Consider the following 16,618-nt stretch of genomic DNA (forward strand, 5'->3'; position numbering starts at 1 on the left):
GGAGACAATTACATGAAAAAGTGTTTTTCCGCTTATAAGCCTGATAGAAAATTTAGGTTAACCCTATCCGCCGCACTCGTTATGTGCGCTGGTTTATTTGGCGTTGTTCCGACTGTAAATGCAGATAGCATTAATGACCAGTTAAATAACATGTTTGGCTCTATGTCCAACACCACAAACCCCGGAGACTACCGAAGCGTTACACGTGAAGGCTACACTGGTGGTGGATTTACTCTGCGTAATAAACTTCGTTCGCTCACTCCAGTTAATATTCAAATGCCCAGTGCTGCTGGTGGCTGTGGCGGTATTGACCTCTTTGGTGGCTCGTTCTCATTCATAAATGCTGATGAATTTGTTCAGATGCTACGTAACATCGCAGCAAACGCAGCAGGTTTAGCTTTCCAACTTGCACTGAATGCTATGGATGCTGTTCTTGACAATGCTATATCCCGGATGCAGGCAGTTGTACAGCAAATGAACGATTTGACCGCAAACTCATGCCAACTTGCGAAAGGATTGCTGGTTGACACTGCTTCTGCATTCGGTGAGGAAGCAAAAGCCGCTGTATCATCACAGTTGTCATCAACAGGTCTTACAGATCAGTTCGATGCTTTTATGAGTGAAAAGAACGGCAAGAAGTCTTCTGTTGCTCAAAAAGAAGAATCAGGGAAACGTGAAGCTTGTAAAGACTACGGTAATTTAATGTGGTGCCTCCTTAATAATGGTGAATTCTCCAACCAGTTCGTAGGTTCGCAGCAGCAGCAGAAAGAGTTCATCATGTCTTTAACCGGTACATACATTGTACCAAAAGATATTTCAACTGATGATACTGGCGCTCTTATCGGTGGCGCTCCCCATAAAATTGCAGCGCTTGACACTGCCGACGCTCTTGAAGCTGCAACAAACGGTAATTCTTCATTTTCTATTTATAGTTGCTCAGACACTGAATCTTGTCCCAACCCTCAACAAACTCAAATCGAAATTGATGGACTTGCTACCAAAATTATTAATTTCTTTAACAATGATGGATACCTAGACGCAATAGTCAGCGGTACTGGTTTATCAGAATCTCAGCTTCAACAGGCCAATTTCTTCAACACTAATGGTGCGTCCTCTACCGCCGCGTCACTTGCGCGGCATGACTTAAATATGGCGAAATCATATATCAGCGAAATTGCACCTGTACTTGCTTATAACGCGGCTTATCAGTATATGAGCGACATGCTTACGGCCGCTGATACCGGTGCAAGAATTGAAATATCAAATGACAATCCAGCCGCGCCTTACTTTCAGAAGTGTCAGGAGCTTATAGCTGATGCTCGTAAACGGTTGGCAAATTCCTATCAGGCAGCAGCCACACGTTACGGAGGGGCAAGTAAAATTGTCGAATTAAAAATGAAGTATATGGATGCATTGCCGCTCCAACGGTTTGAGCAGGATCAATCGCCATTAAGTGCGCAATAAGGAGTATCTATGAGCGAGTGGAATATATATACAGTCGGGAGCGTAGATTTTTTATACAACGTTCTCAACTCTATCGCGATGATGCTTAACAATGGTACGTATTCAGATACGTTCCGCATTTCAGCATTATTAGGGGTTATTGGGATTGTCATAGCCTCTGCTATATCTGGAGGTAAAGTTCTTTCATTTGGTCAGATGGCTGTGTGCATTGTTATGTACATGCTTTTCTTTCAAGTGTCAGCACGAGTTAACCTTGAAGATCTGACTACAGGTGAGTTCAGGGCTGTTGATAATGTACCTTGGGGCCTTGCCGCTCCTGCCTCGATTATTTCAACTGTGGGATATTCAGTAACTGAAAATATGGAGCAAGCTTTTTCAACTCCAGCAATGACAGAATACGGAGCGCTTGATCCATTATTTACCCTTACTGCTTACTATGACGCTCTTAAAGATCCTATGCGCTGGAGGCTTGGTACTGGAGGAAGCAACCCGGATATCGCAGCATCTGTAGATAGCTACGTCAGAACATGTGTTATAAATGATATAAACAGAAATGCAAATACATACGCTCATATCTGGAGAGATGGAGGGGGGGTTGATTCTGTAAGATCAAATGATCTTTCCACTTATGTTGTCATATATGACGGACTTAATTCAAATGGGCCGCAAGTAAACCCCAGAAATGCATCTCAATATACTTGTTCCGAAGCCTATACCAAGCTTAAAAATCAAGCCGCAGGTTCATATCCTACTTTAGTTGCTACTTCTGGCCGGGTTATGACTGCTTATGGGCGATGTGATAGTTGCTCACCGGAGACTAAAGTAACCGATATGATGGATTTCTATAACATATCATCTTCAAATGTTAGAGACTTCCAGCTTCAAATGTTGATGATGCCTAACATTGCAAAAATCCCTCAAGATGCATATCTTGATTCATTCAAAGGTACAGCAGCAGTTACTCGTGCACAGACAGCAACACAACAAGCATTTCAATGGTCATCCGGTGGTTCATCTTTCCTGTACTGGATGTCCTCTTTCATGCCAATTTTTCAGGGCGTTATTTATGCGTTAACTCCTTTTATGGCCTTTTTGCTTGGCCTAGGCGTAATGGGTATTCGCCTGATAATGAAATACTTCTTGATTATCGTTTGGACTCAGACTTGGGTGCCATTGGCTGCTGTGATCAACCTGTATATGCTCACAAAGATGCAATCAGATTCCGCAGCAATTCTTGCTTTAACATCTGGAGTTACAAGCATTGGAACAGTAGCATTTAACCAGTTATACGATCTGATTATTTCTACTCAGAAAAATATTGCCCTTGCTGGTAATCTGTTTGGACTCATCCCTGCGCTGGGTGGATTTATTGTCTGGGGTAGTTCAATCGCGTTTAACTCTCTTGCAAATTCAGCGGCTGCACCATCTCCTGCCGATACGAAGGTTCTTGCGCCTGACATGACTAACGCTCCTGCATTAAACAACAGAAGCGCAGAATATTCTCATTCTCCAATGTCTGGTACTACACTAACTGGTGCATCTGGTGTCGTTGGTGGTATTTCAATGAGTTCAATTGCACAGTCAAGTATGTCCAGTGCAAGAAACGAACTACAAAGCGCCAGCTTGCAAGAGCAAGCTGCTCGAAATAGTGCGGTACAAACCCTCGCAGCCAATAAGCAAAACGGCACCCACTCTCAGGCCCAAAACAATGCGTTAATCTCTTCGATGAAACAGAACTTAGGTTCTGATTATGCTGTTGCAGAAGACTTTATGCGCAAAACCGGTGGTGATGCGACAGATGCTCTGAACTATATGAATACGCTGGCTAACCAAGCCGGTGTTGATGCAAGTGCTGGGGTTGGTGCTGGTGCTCCAGTTGGCCCCAAAGCTCAGGCGGGAGCATCAATTGCCGGTTCTGCAACCAGCCTTACGACCGATCAACATGGAAACAAAATTTCGTCAAATGAAGGAGGTGGTAATTCAGAGTCTTCAAGACTATCTAATGGTGTAAGCGCAGATTTAGCCAAGAATCTTGGGAGCACTCTAACCGATGTGCTCAGTTTGGTGTCTCATCATCTACAGGGACAAGTTACAACGAAGCTTATAGCCATCTACAAACTGCGAGCAAACAGTTTTCCGAAGCAGAGACATTTAGTCAATCTTCTGCTATTAATCAAACAATTAGCTTTGATGTTCTTGGTCAGAAGGTTAATGCAGTACAAGGGCTTGATCAGAAAATAACGCAGATAGGTAATACTATTGAAGGATTTGCAAATACCCGAGATCAATATGCATCTCAAATGGTTGGCAATGGTATGAACTCTGATAATGCTCATGCCGCTGCTTCTATAATGGCACTTAAAGACGGCGGACAACTTCATCAAATTGCCGGAGATTTAGGCTTCCTTTCAGGAGGCAACTCTCCAGAAATTAACAATGATAAGGCAAGCCTAAACCGGGGCGTTTCTGGTAACGCTGAGGGTGCGACGCAGCAGATCGGTGCTATCGAAGGTGCAACATCAGCAGGCGTAGCCTCAGCCCAATCTCAAGCTCATTCAGGTATATCTACCGTAGGTTCAAACAGCAATCCCGGAACTGTTCGGCCAAATGTACAAGCTGACTGGGATCGAAATTCTGATCTGGGCGGGCCGGTTCGTTTACATAACAACGAATACAATAATGCCGTTGAGTATCAGCAGAGTCGTTCTGCGGCAGCGATGGTCGCAACTTATCAGCCAAACAATATCGCTCGTGACGGTATGCGGATTGTAAATAACCTGTCATCTCGTTTGAACAATGACAACCCTACAATTCAACACGAACGAGCAGTAGCTCATCAGGTTGCGACTGATAATGGTAATAGTTATGGTGCTCATGCTCTTGCAGAATTTTACGCAGCAGGTAAAGCTGGTGCATCAGGTGCTAATCTCGATGCTTTCCGTGAAAATGCGATGGCAACAATCATGGCCGATACTGGCGGGGTCAGGCAATCCGACGGTTCAGTTATTGGTGGGAACAAAGAATACGCTGCGCGAGCAGTTGCAGCCGTGGAATCCACTTTTGAACGTCAGGGCGCTAATGACCTTAACACTCTGAATATGGCTACCAAAGGTCTATGGGCCGCAAAAAATGCAGATGAACTCCCAAGTAATGAGACCAAGCATTCTTGGGGTGAAGGGATCACCAGCCCCAGAAGTAATGGAAACTAACTATTTTACTACTATAAAAAAACCCGCTTGAAGCGGGTTTTTTTATGACACACCAATCATAAATATGACGGGGATAGACGCCAAAGCAAGTCCCGCAGTGATCAATTTTTCCTTGAAAACCCGCGGTGTCATTGGCAAAGATTCTGTTTTTTGTTTTTTCCCCGTATACGGCCCATCAACATTTGAATAGTGAAATACAGGTTTCGCGGTTAATGGGGGAACCAACCCGTAAAAACCAAGACCATACATAACCCCTCCTTACAACCACTGATAAATACGCATTAAAAAAACAGTATAGAAGATTCTACAGGACTCACCAACTATCTGTTAAAACCCCCCGCTTTTGTCCCCTTTGTTTGTTGCCTATCAACAGCGCCAACCATTATCGTGAAGACTGTTCATATTCATATCCATATAGTCTCACGTCAAATTTCTGACCCGAATAGCCTAAGTGGATTTTTTTAGCGATTAGACGTTAGTTTTAGATAAAAAGGTGAACTAACCATGAAAAAACTTTTCCGTGAGCGGTGGTTTTCGATACCCCTCTGCACGCTGTCTATAATATCTCACCTTGGGCTAATCAGTTTTGTACCTTACGCAATCGCAGCCGATAGCACTGCAAATGCAACTTCAACAAATCAGAAAGCACAAGATGCCGTAAATTTCTATAACACGCTTCCCGGAATTTCAGCCAGTGGGCAAGGGACGGTGACGTATGGAAGCGGCCAGACTGTTGACCTTAATTCTGTGTACCCTGACCAGCAAGGATCATCAACCTCCCTTGACTCATTAAAATCAGTCTATGGTGATGACTCAGCCACAAGCAAACTGGGTTCCACCACAGGTACAACACTAACTACTGAGGATTCCCTGCGTGGTGATGCATATCGCACAATGCAGAACGTCTCCACCAAAACATCTTCACTTAAAGATACTGATTCTATTTTCAATACACACAAAGACTTCCTCGAAAACCAGAATGAGTACATGAGCTTGCTCGGTGACTGTTCGAAACAAACAATTCTCGATCCGAAAGATCAGGTTAATCATATCCCTGACTACAGAGAATGCACCAGAACTGTCAGCGTTTCTGGTACATATAATCTTTCCCACCCATATGTTGCCGGAGTCCTTTCTCATAGCTCTGGCCCTGCAAATATCCAAAGTTGCGGTGATGACTGTATAACTCTTTGGGTCGGTCAAGTAGGTGATGACTATTGGTCAGGAAAATGTACAATTTATGAGCAATCAATGGCGGTTCGAGTCTATAACCCAGAAGCTATTACGTCAGCAAAAATCACCTATGCGACGTGGGATGACTACATGCAGATCTATCTCGGCGAAAACAAAGTATGGGGTGGCCCGAAACCGGGGATGATTGACGCGGGGACTAGCGGTAAGCGACGCCCTGGTTCTTATAATAGCCCAGAACAATTTGCCCCCGAGACTGCCGGTGATTGTGAGTTGGATACCAGTTGGAAAGTTAATCCAGACGTTGATGTGACGAGCAATTTCAAAGCAGCTAAATCTGGTGATGAACTTACCTTTAAGACACGAGTTTCAGTAACCGGAAACGGCGAAGGTTACGCCAAGTTAGAAATACATTTTGACCCAAACGCGGCTGTCACAAATGATATTTGGTCATCCGATAACGAAGGGTTCGATACGCTTAAACAAGCAATCGATCAGGGGTACTGCCAAAACTACTCTGCAACTTGCAATGATAGCGTCACACCAGATGCAAATGGATGTGCCATGATAAATGGCGCTTTAGTTTGTGAAGATGACTTGGTAGCCTCTCCTGTCCCCGGTATATCTAAATTTTGCCGTAGCGCGACCGTCGTTGCTAACTGCGGCACGGAAGAAGGCGTAAATAATACCTGTCAGCAATACGAAGATGCCAGTTGCAACTTCATTAAGAGTACCTGCCTTGATGGATCAACTGGGAATACAAGCGGATGCTGGCAAGCAAGTGAGGTCTGGGATTGTGGCAAAGACGTTACTGTACCTTCTACTGGTAGCCATGAAGAATACCAATGCCCCGGAGGTGTACAGTGCATCAATGGTACATGCCTTGCTCCTACTACTGAGGAGAGTGGTGACTTCGCTACAGCAGCCGCTATGCTGCAAGCAGCTACCTATGCTCAGAATGAGTTGGCCTGTGATACAACGGGAGAATCGAATAACGATGCCTCAACCTGTCAGGTATTCAAAGGCGAACCTGCGGTGTGTAAAACTGCTATGGGTGGATGGGTTGATTGTTGCAATCAGCCTGTCAATGTAAGCTGGATTCAATACCTCCAGCTTACGTATTACACACTAAAAGTGACGGACGCGGTATCTGTTCAGGCTGGGATGTTTGAGCAGGGAAAAGGGATCTTTGATATGGGTTCTGAACTTGCCAGCAATGCCTTCGATGCCATCACAAAGCCTGCAATGTCTGCATTTGACTCTTTGACCGGTAACGCGGGTTCTGCTGTGGCAGAAAAGATTTCGGACATGGGTATATCATCAGCCATCAATGAAGCCGTCGGTGAATTGACCAAACAAGTTGCACAATGGACTTTGGATACGTTCGGTTCCAGTGTGACAAATATGCTTTTTGAAGCTGGTGGAAGTGCCGCTGGAGAAGCAGCGGTTAACTCAGCAGGGGAAATGTCTGCATCAGTCCAGCTATCATCGACACTTGTATCGGCTGTATCTGTTGTAGGTTATGCCTATATGGCTTATCAAATTGCCAACATTCTCGTTAATATCATCTGGGCCTGCACAGAAGATGAATTTAAGCTGGCGGTAAAAAAAGAAACAAAGCTGGCTGTGTTCATTGATAGCTGGTGTCAGACTAAAGTTCTGGGCCAGTGCATAGAGAAGAGGTCAAGTTACTGTACGTTTAACTCGCAAATTGGTCGAATAATACAGGAACAAGGACGTCAACAGTTAGGACTGAACTGGGGGAATGACTCAAAAAACCCCGATTGTCGTGGTCTAACCCTTACTGAATTTGGACAGATCGATTTTAACAAAATTGACCTTTCGGAATGGATAGGTTCACTGTACGAAGCTGATCTGTTACCTACCGCTGATAGCGTGGATTTGGAAAGCATAACAGGACAAGGTAATGTTTTGAATATTGACGGTACTCGACAAAATACATTAGAACGCTTCCAGAGTGGTGTTGATGGTGTAGATGTGCAGGGAACCAAGGAAACTCTCGAAGAGCAAATGAGGGTGAAATAACAATAAAAAAACCCGCTACGGCGGGTTTTTTGTTGGTTGGCATAAACTATTTTTCAAAAAAAATAAGCCGTCCCATTTCGATAAATCACAGGTGGAACCTCTGTGCTTCCCGGAACGAAAACTGCCCACTGTTCGCCTAATGACTGACTAAACTCGATGACCCTAGCCTGATTTTGTCTGCGTTGTGATAACGCGTTAAAGCAATCACTGACATGCATAATTTGAACATTCGACGCAGCATTGAAAGGTGGTTTCGGAAGCTTTGTTGTGTCAATGGGACTCATAGTGCCGTTTGCATTGACATTACGTGTTACATCTGTTGTATAGCCGATACCATCTCTACAGTATCCGGTGCTAGTAAACCCATCAAACAGAGGAAGTTTTTCTTTCAGGAGACTACCCAGTTTTCGACTGTTTGCCTGAGCATCGCCTCCCTGCCAAGTAGCAACACGAGCTATCCCATCGGAGAATGGAACTGGCGCTCGTGATGTTAATACGCTTAGAGCAGGGATAAATGCCGTATGCGTAACAAAGCCAGCGATAACGTCAGCAGAACCATTTCCAGACGACTTGACCTCACCTTTTGTTCCAACCACGACCGGTTCTTTAAGAGGCCGTAGTGATTTCCCGGTATCTTCATTGAAAATGACATACTGGCCTTTATCGTAATCAGTAATTAAACGCAGGTTCATCGCCCTTGCATACTGCAAGGCGATGGAGGGAGAACTGTCTACAGGCATAGGGGTAATGTCATTTCCCCGCCCACCAGCACAGCCACTCAAAATTATCGCTGCCGTAAGAACCGTTAGTGCTTTCATTCTCATCGTAGATTCCTTCAAGATCGTTACCTTATCAGGTTCCGTTGTCACAAAACGGACATTTGTGTTTCGGTCTGTCTTCATATGGCGAGATGAAGTGGCTTGCACAGTGGTTACATGTCACCATCTTTATCTCTTCTGTTCTGTAATCACGAGCCAGTATCCAAGCTGCGTTTGCATCTATGATGATACCAGATGAATTCCGAGGCCGAAATTTATGGTGTAGTTTTAAATAGATCTCATACGCTGTGATGATCTCCCGGATGTCCACTACCTTCTCGGGGTCTTTTGCGATTCTCAGGTAGATAGTCATGAAGTTAGTTGCTTCAATTTTATCTTGTCGCATCACAAGAAAAGTGGTTGCTATCTTCAACCTGCCGCGACCAACATCCTCTTGCCCACTGCTTTTTTTGAGCGCGTCAATCTGACGTTCTGGCGCACCGAGTGACGAGCAAATAATTACTTTTCTGAAACCCAAGTTCACCATCTTTGTGATCAGGGAGTTTGCTTCTTTCTTTGTTATTGGACTCATGCCACTCTCCAATGCTTATAACGGAGTTGCAGATACCGGCTCATCAAATGATGGCCGTCGGCCTGTTGCATTTGCCAGTGACCATTGAGTATGTCGCAGAGTTCGCAAACCGGTCGAATTGAGATCTCCCTTTTTATCAGGCAATCGATAACCCCGTCATGATCCATTTTGGAGAGAAATGAAAACGCTTCTTCGGAGCCTGTCCAGAGGAAACGCTCTGAATCCCCAATCTCATTTATTTTAAGTCTTACGCTATAAATCAGAACCGCAAGCTTTAAAATATAGGAGTCCATTCTTGCAAACTTATCTACCTGATTCGTAGCCTTGTATGGGTCATGTTCAATGATGAAGATTGGTAAAGACAACCCCTCAACCACATTGAAAAGCTCGGCTCTTTGGTCTTTATCATTGAGAATAAGTTTATCCTCTTCTGAAAAATTGAAAGGGCTTTTGTAGAAACTGCTTTCACGAGTTTCAATGCATCCAGCACACATCAAAAATGAAATATTTTCTTTAATCATTTTCAATTAACCTCTTCCAAATATATAAAACATTACGGGCATAATTTAGAGCTTTAGCACGTAGCTTTGGATTCGGCGTGTGATAGCTTCCTATTGCTAGTTCGATGTCGTCAGGGTTGTTTTTGATAGCAGCGCAAAGAACTTTTGCCTGCAACTTGATATTGGTTTCGATATCCAGAAGGTCTTCTGGTTTTGAAACATAGTGACCATTCCACTTATAGTTAACCTGTGAAATGCCTATATCAGTAACAGGCGTTGCTTTCATGTAGCGCACAAGAGCCTTTTTGGCATCTTCATAACTGGTGGGATAGTAAGCCCCATAAACAGAGTTATTAAGTGCCCAAGGACTAGGTGCAACCCAACCGCCACCACCAGCTCTTTGTTTGCTTTCCCATAAAGCAATTGCATACATTAAATAAGGGTCAAGACCACACTCACCCTTACCATAAGTTTCCCAAGCAGTTCCGCGAAGATCGACGATAGCCGCATTCGCAGGTGATTCCACTGCTATAACCCCCGTGACCACACACAGAGTCATAAGCAACTTTTTCATAACTACCCCATTAAAACTTAACTTACCCCAAAATGCGCCGTTTTCTTGTGTTAGCCACCAGCGGCGCATTGTTTCCGCTTCTTTCCCCGTCAGCAATACTCCGCTGTTCAGAAGCATCTCCGTTACCTGAGTTTCTTTCTGGCACCCCCGCGCCATTTGAACTTACAGGTATCGATGTATACATATTATTGTGTGTGCTTTCACCTCCTGCTGCTAATTCATTTGCATCTGATTTGAGCGTCGGTTGACTGCTCATCTCGTTCGCTTTCTCATCTTTTCTACCGTCATTGAAAAACGAACGTTCTTCAAGTGCGGTTATATCTGTTTTACTACCATCACGACGTTTTTTTCCAGTGGTCGTGGAAATTTTCTTTTTGCTGCTAGGATTACGCCCCTTTGAGGGCGTAGTCAATTCAGCGGTCATAAGTGCGGCGTTACTTAGTAAGCACGCTTTGAAAGCAAGATTTGCAAGCACTCGCGCTCTCTTGCTCACTGGCGTAGCTTCCATTAATTCGTGAAGCTCAGGGTATATGCTTTCATCCACGGTCACATGCACTTTCATATCAATTCAATACCCCGTGGCTATTACTGTTCGTTATTATTGAGTTCTTCTACCCCATAGTGCCAGTAGCCGATTGCGTTGCTCGCTACAGCGTTTGGACTCTGAATTACACGAGCGTTTTTGAATGCATCTCTAATTGACTGGTCATAGAAGCGAGCACCACCACCAGCAGAAATGATAATGTGAACGGGGCCGATGGAGCGTGTGCGTTTTAGGAGTTCAGCTACAACTGTTCCGACAATCCGTGGAGTAATTTTATCAACGAGAGGCTGAATCTCTACATTGCGAAAACCGTTATTGAAAGTTTTATCACCACGTCGAAATGCTGTCTCGATACGCTCAGCTTCCTGAGTCCCTTCTTCCGGGAACTCATCTTCCAATGTGCGAATGATTTCATCAATGATGACACTGGTTGCATTCAGAGAGGAACCACTGAACTCTCGCTTCCTGTCTCCCCGAGAGAATGTTACGTAATCCATTGAAAAATACCCCGGATCGATAACAAGAATATTTGAGAACTCAATGTCATCATCGGAGATCAAGCCTTCTCGATTAAGGACATCGTTCATGATTCCCACACCCTGCGAAAGAACAACAACTTCTTTTACTGTAACAAACTTGCCGGGTGCCACTTCATGTGTCCCGGTGAATAATTTACAAAGCTGTTGACGTTCATCATCAGAGTTTGCGATTCGCACGGGAAGTCCAGTAACCAGTACATCAATGATGTTGCTACGGCCATTCGTGGCTTTAATCAATGAGCCATAAAAGAGGGCCATGTACATTTCACTGGTGTGGTACTTCTCATGAAGTTCACGATGACCGACGCGATTTGTGAATACACGCCACTCATTCCCGTAAGGGTAAACTTTCAATTCATCATCACTTTTTTTGGTAAGTGCAACGTCTGTTTCCGGTTCCGCAGTAGCATAAGCAGGATAAACCGATACCGATGGTTCAAATGATTGGGCGCTACCACAAGCTATTTTCACGTTGCTGTAACCGATATCCAAACCGACTATGAACTTCGAGTCTTGTGTCATTCTTTCACCTTTGATTTAAAAACGGCTAACGCCTAAACCCTAACTCAGTAATCCCTTGTATCTAGCAGGTTTTAAAAGTGCCTTCTACATGCTCTTTATGTTCGTAAGACTTATGACATCAGAGTGAGTCGATTTACAAGAGCTTACAAAGCATACCTTCTTCGAGATTAAAAACAACAATAAATGACAAGCATCTGAATGTCATTTAAAACTCTTTTGAAAGCTGAATGGCATCTCTCTAAACGTCATTTGAATGTCATTCAAACGTCGAATGAGCGCGTTGCTTTCGATGGCACAACTATAATCTCACGCTTGGTTCAGGGGTCGAATAGCAAATCAGGAATTTCTTTTCCTTTTTTTTAATGCGCGACATTCGAACAAATGATGCAAATGTTAAACCGCTGTCATCACGCCCTCCTGAAAAGTGATACTCAATACATGAGCTAATGTGTGTACTGCTTGTGCTCACTTGCCATAAGAAACACAAGTCAGAGTTAAAAAAACACGACAAAAACGCCCTTTAAAAACTTGTGTTTGTTCTTTGTACCTATATCCTCAGAAAACAGCAATAGGCATATAGCATTTGTTATGCCTAATACATAGGCATAAGTCATAGTGTTATGGCGCTATCATAGGCAGAAACAGTGTGTTCTGCCTATGTATGTATATGGCAACTGCAAGAGTGAAAAGTCAAATTTGTCCCGAATTTTGTGGAGCTTATGCAGGTTTTCCTTATAGGCAGAACACATCACTTCTGCCTATAAATAATATATATACATTTCTGGTGTAAAAACATGTCGTGGTTTTAAGGAGGCCGCTATGAGGTATGGTGAGTATGTTGAATCGCTAAGGAAGGTTGTTGATGAATTGGATAATGCTGTGCTCGTTCTCATACAGGATGCGAACGTATTGCTTGAGGAGTTCTGGGTGGACGTGAAGGCTCGGAATGAGTTCGCTCCGTTTGCGTTCAATATTCAGCAGCAGCAGGCTACATATCGAATTCGCTGGGGATCATTGTATAAACCAAAAACTCGTTCTGGTGGAGAGTCTCGACGGGTACAAATGAAGCACATAAACAAGGGTAAAGGCGACCAGTATTTTTTGTCTCAATTAAAGGGCTGTCCGCCTTGGTTTGAAGTGCTGTTTCATAAGTACGAAACACAACTAACCGAGATACGAAAAGCCATACGATCCAACCGTGCAATTCGGATGCGAGTATCGAAGGCAATCACGCATTACGAAAAATAGTTTTGAGCAATCCAATCCAAACCAAAAAGGCAACTTTGCCTAATTGAAAGGTGTAAACATGTCCGAAGATATTGTTGCTAAAGATTTGAAACTGGTAGTAAATCGACTAATGAGAAACTTCATCAAGAAAGTCGGTGCGAAAGATGAACCTCTTATATGGGGATTCAAAGCAAACGCTTCAATTCAAAAAGACGCAGCCACTGTTCTCTCTGAGTGCATTGATCGGATAAAAGTACGATCTGTAAAAATATTGAACGACCAAGTTCCTATGGATGGCGGTAAATGTCCGCAATTAAAAGGGCTGGAGAAAGGCTCTGTCGTGTTCATCACCAATGCTGATACATGGGATCAGGATGTGCTTCTGCGAGTATCAATCCAGTCATCCCAATCTGGGTCTAAGGTACTACTCGGATTCAGTGACCCATCGCGCTTGTCTATAGGTATCTATCAGTTCCTCGTTGCACAACAAATAAGCGAAAATTATGAGCTTTCCCATTGGGCTATCAATATGTCGATCCCAATTAGAGAGATCCGATAAGCCCTGATTTACATTGCTACTCAACAATAAAGCTTCGCAGATGTGCGGGGCTTTTTTTTACCTCGGCATCTGAATCTGGATCAAGTGAGCCTTCAGGCGACCCCGGCCAACATGGTGTGCATGGGTTGGCCTTAACTGGGATATCGAATGTATGGATTACCGCTAACGGGGCAGATACCTGTTTTTTGAAGCGAGATAATGATTCACAGAGGTTTGTTTTTAAAACAGCAAAAGCAGCGTCGATGTTGCGTTAGGAAAGAATATCAAAATGTGGTGTTTTCGTATGAGGCATCAGAGGAAAGGCTGGAATGGTGATGATGATGCAGAGTTGTTGCGGGTGAAATCGCGTGAAGTTGAATCGTCAATGGCTTGACGAGGTTGTAGGTTCCAGACGGTAGAGGGTAAGTTATAATTGAGAAAAGTTTTCTCCCTTTGCACGTGGAGTTGTGAGTATTGGTGGTTACGTAAGTGTGTGATTGTGTTACATAGTTGTCTCACATTAAGTGTGTTTGAGGTTTTCCAACCCCGCCGCAAGAGCGGGGTTTTTGGTGTTTGAGGGGTTATCACATCAGTGTATTAGCTTTAAATGTTTTTGAGGCGATGTATTTGCAGGCAATATTGCGTATGCGATAGATTATTGCGTGGTTGAAATAACTACTAGATATCAACGAGGTATCAATGATGATTAGTATTAGTGATAATGAGGAGGAATTACTCGAAATGAAAATTTCGACAAAGAACGTGCGTATCTCGGATGATTTAATCTCCCGAGTGGACGCGGAGCTATCTCGTACAGGGAGGACGCGTAACGCTGAGTTGGTTGCCTTACTTGAAGAGGCAATAATTGAAATGAAATACTCCAGAGGATACGCGCTTACTGATCCTGAACTAATAACAGATGATGAAAATATAACATTGTCTGGGGGGGATTCGTACCAAATACGGATACCGCAGCTTTTGGAACGGGTAATTGTAGATAACGTCCCTGGGTTAATTGAATTTACGAGGGACAAACGTCATTCGAATGAAACATTCAGTGAGAAAGTCCGTTATCTCCTTTTGCGTGGCTTATCGTCTCGTGGTGCTGTTGTTGCTGTAGAGCTTGAATCGATATCAGGTGGAGTTTATCAGGATGAAGAAATTGAAAATAAGTTTATCGCTTATAAAAAAGGGGATAACCAACGGCTTGATCAGATGATTTTCATTGGTGAAAAATTTAAAGCATTTATGAAGCGAACGCAGGGTCATGTTCTCCTTTTTGGGGCATCGGGAACCGGGAAGAGTTTTTGTGCAGGTTTTTATAAAGCGGCCAATAAAGGTGTATGCCATTTTTTAGATTTGATGCCACAGGGTATGAGAAGCACAACCCCCAGACGAGTAATCCTTTTATGGTCAAACGAAAAAAAATATAACTTTCATAAAACCCTTGTTTTAGATGATGCTCACTGTCTTGATAATGATTACCTAAATATTTTTTTGAAAAAATCAGACAAGAAAAACGTCCGTGTTGTTTTGACGTGTCAGTTTGAAAATGCTTTCGATAAAGAAGTTTTGGATTCGATAAGTCACAAACTTAACTGTAACCTGGATAAGGAAGGTAACGTCACATGGATTAGCGAGATCCAAGGGGGGAAGATTTGACTTAATTAAAATTTTTTTTTGCTATTTGGCCCCCCTTCTCGATGTGTGATAATTCTATTAATTATCAAGTGGTGATGGGGGCTTTATGTTGTTACGAAAAGATGGTTTTACTTTCGTTGATGTGGTTATGCGTAACTACGAACCGGGTCATGCATTCCTACATGCTCAGCACTTGCGAGATAAATACGGCAAGAACGTGTCTGTTAGTTATTGTATTCGAAATCGGGTTCCTGAGTTTAAGTTTCGATTGACACTGAAAGAGAAATACCAACACCCGATTATGTAACCCTTTAACTTTATCTCTCTGCTTTTATATTATATTAAGAAAGGCGATTTTGTGTCATCTTTCAATGCTAAACTACGCAACGTTCAAACTGATTATAGCCGTGAGGTTCGCTGGTATCTTTACCGCTAGTTGTGGTGAGTCATGGATGCTTGAAGTTATACATGGGTACATTCTAGTGTGAATGCAGCAATGACATAAATCAGGAGGTTTTCGTTATCTCCTGATTTATATTACAAGATGGGATGTCACTTTGCTAAGATCTGGTGAGCGGTTAACTTTTGGGTAAAAATGTTTGGGGTTCCTATGGGTGAAAGTATGTTTGGTCTTCCGATAAAACCACCGGGTGCATTGTATTGGTTTAATGTTTCTTTACTTTTCTTGGTTATGACTTCGTTCTTTGCATTGGCATCAGGCTCTTTTCCCGGAATGTTTGTTGTGGTCGCTCTTGGTGTTATGGGGGTGGCAGGGATGAAACATCCACTTGTGAGTGCGCAAGAGCTTATCAGAAGCAAGGTAGGTTTCCTGACTTATGCGTTGTGTATGCTTTCTATGTGTAATCTACTCGATCATGTTCTCCACAAACCGGTATCACTACCCGGAGTGATGAGTGTTATTCTTTCAGGAATTATTGGTTTTAGTCTTGGCCGTTATGCAAGAATTGGTCGCTTTAGTTATGAGACGCCTTTGCCGAATAAAAATGATCGTGAAATTTCAGAAACCACTCCGCATAAATAAATCCAGAACTACGTTTCGCGTATTCTGCTCTGGCCTTTATTTACGGTTCCTTTCAGCAAGTTCGGATTGATAGCTTTTCCCGTTGCCTGTGAGTTCTCCGGTATGTGATGAGTACGATGTTTGTCACTATTGCTACAATCCGAATGACGACTAAATTCTTGTTTTGATCAGAACCGTGAGGCTGGTAGAAACTTGTTTCTTCCAGCCGAGGGGTTGGCCGCAGGCATCTTT

15 protein-coding genes are annotated in these 16,618 nt (G+C 43.4%); 8 read left to right on the top strand and 7 right to left on the bottom strand.

Going from position 1 to position 16,618, the window contains the following annotated elements; all coding sequences use genetic code 11:
- Positions 1-12: 12 nt before the first annotated feature.
- The 3 genes from AC3RPL_RS03575 to AC3RPL_RS03585 all read left to right on the top strand — a co-directional run bounded on the left by AC3RPL_RS03575 (position 13) and on the right by AC3RPL_RS03585 (position 4,673).
- Positions 13-1,464, top strand: a complete 1,452-nt coding sequence (locus tag AC3RPL_RS03575; protein WP_052684040.1) for a conjugal transfer protein TraH — start codon at positions 13-15, stop codon at positions 1,462-1,464.
- Between the two features lie 9 nt (positions 1,465-1,473).
- Entirely contained in the window at positions 1,474-3,705 is a 2,232-nt protein-coding gene (locus tag AC3RPL_RS03580) for a conjugal transfer protein TraG N-terminal domain-containing protein (RefSeq protein ID WP_490739009.1), read from the top strand.
- Positions 3,706-3,779: 74 nt separating this feature from the next.
- Positions 3,780-4,673 (top strand): hypothetical protein, encoded by an 894-nt coding sequence (locus AC3RPL_RS03585; protein ID WP_490739010.1) that lies wholly within the window; start codon positions 3,780-3,782, stop codon positions 4,671-4,673.
- 42 nt (positions 4,674-4,715) lie between these two features.
- Here the strand turns inward: AC3RPL_RS03585 and AC3RPL_RS03590 are convergent, their stop codons facing one another.
- Complete coding sequence (locus AC3RPL_RS03590) at positions 4,716-4,922, bottom strand: hypothetical protein (RefSeq protein ID WP_045268418.1); 207 nt, start codon at positions 4,920-4,922, stop codon at positions 4,716-4,718.
- A 255-nt stretch (positions 4,923-5,177) separates the two neighbouring features.
- Between AC3RPL_RS03590 and traN the strand changes: the two genes are divergently transcribed.
- Positions 5,178-7,910 carry a conjugal transfer mating pair stabilization protein TraN gene (traN, locus tag AC3RPL_RS03595; RefSeq protein WP_490739011.1) on the top strand — a complete coding sequence of 911 codons (2,733 nt, stop codon included), beginning with the start codon at positions 5,178-5,180 and terminating at the stop codon, positions 7,908-7,910.
- A 53-nt stretch (positions 7,911-7,963) separates the two neighbouring features.
- Here the strand turns inward: traN and AC3RPL_RS03600 are convergent, their stop codons facing one another.
- The 6 genes from AC3RPL_RS03600 to AC3RPL_RS03625 are packed head-to-tail and all read right to left on the bottom strand — an operon-like array spanning position 7,964 to position 11,939.
- Positions 7,964-8,734 (bottom strand): hypothetical protein, encoded by a 771-nt coding sequence (locus AC3RPL_RS03600; RefSeq protein WP_490739012.1) that lies wholly within the window; start codon positions 8,732-8,734, stop codon positions 7,964-7,966.
- A gap of 28 nt (positions 8,735-8,762) precedes the next feature.
- Entirely contained in the window at positions 8,763-9,260 is a 498-nt protein-coding gene (locus tag AC3RPL_RS03605; RefSeq protein WP_080861768.1) for a FlhC family transcriptional regulator, read from the bottom strand.
- A complete protein-coding gene (locus AC3RPL_RS03610) occupies positions 9,257-9,781 on the bottom strand; it encodes a hypothetical protein (RefSeq protein ID WP_045268421.1) in 525 nt (174 codons plus the stop codon). The genes AC3RPL_RS03605 and AC3RPL_RS03610 overlap by 4 nt, the downstream gene beginning before the upstream one ends.
- Positions 9,774-10,403: a lysozyme family protein gene (locus AC3RPL_RS03615; protein ID WP_490739013.1), complete on the bottom strand. Its 630-nt coding sequence runs from the start codon at positions 10,401-10,403 to the stop codon at positions 9,774-9,776. Before AC3RPL_RS03615 ends, AC3RPL_RS03610 begins: the two co-directional genes overlap by 8 nt.
- Positions 10,357-10,896 (bottom strand): hypothetical protein, encoded by a 540-nt coding sequence (locus tag AC3RPL_RS03620; RefSeq protein ID WP_490739014.1) that lies wholly within the window; start codon positions 10,894-10,896, stop codon positions 10,357-10,359. The genes AC3RPL_RS03615 and AC3RPL_RS03620 overlap by 47 nt, the downstream gene beginning before the upstream one ends.
- Before the next feature lie 23 nt (positions 10,897-10,919).
- On the bottom strand, positions 10,920-11,939 hold the full coding sequence (locus AC3RPL_RS03625) for a ParM/StbA family protein (protein WP_119650902.1): 1,020 nt from the start codon (positions 11,937-11,939) through the stop codon (positions 10,920-10,922).
- An 819-nt stretch (positions 11,940-12,758) separates the two neighbouring features.
- Here AC3RPL_RS03625 and mobI point away from each other — a divergent pair.
- From mobI to AC3RPL_RS03645, 4 genes are all read left to right on the top strand, one after another.
- Entirely contained in the window at positions 12,759-13,187 is a 429-nt protein-coding gene (gene mobI / locus AC3RPL_RS03630) for a conjugative transfer protein MobI(A/C) (protein WP_181244278.1), read from the top strand.
- 58 nt (positions 13,188-13,245) lie between these two features.
- Positions 13,246-13,725, top strand: a complete 480-nt coding sequence (locus AC3RPL_RS03635) for a hypothetical protein (protein WP_490739015.1) — start codon at positions 13,246-13,248, stop codon at positions 13,723-13,725.
- 720 nt (positions 13,726-14,445) lie between these two features.
- Positions 14,446-15,366, top strand: a complete 921-nt coding sequence (locus tag AC3RPL_RS03640; RefSeq protein WP_490739016.1) for a P-loop NTPase family protein — start codon at positions 14,446-14,448, stop codon at positions 15,364-15,366.
- 589 nt (positions 15,367-15,955) lie between these two features.
- Positions 15,956-16,387, top strand: a complete 432-nt coding sequence (locus AC3RPL_RS03645; RefSeq protein ID WP_490739017.1) for a hypothetical protein — start codon at positions 15,956-15,958, stop codon at positions 16,385-16,387.
- The last annotated feature ends 231 nt before the right edge of the window (positions 16,388-16,618 follow it).

The sequence above is a fragment of the Erwinia papayae genome (assembly GCF_058241465.1).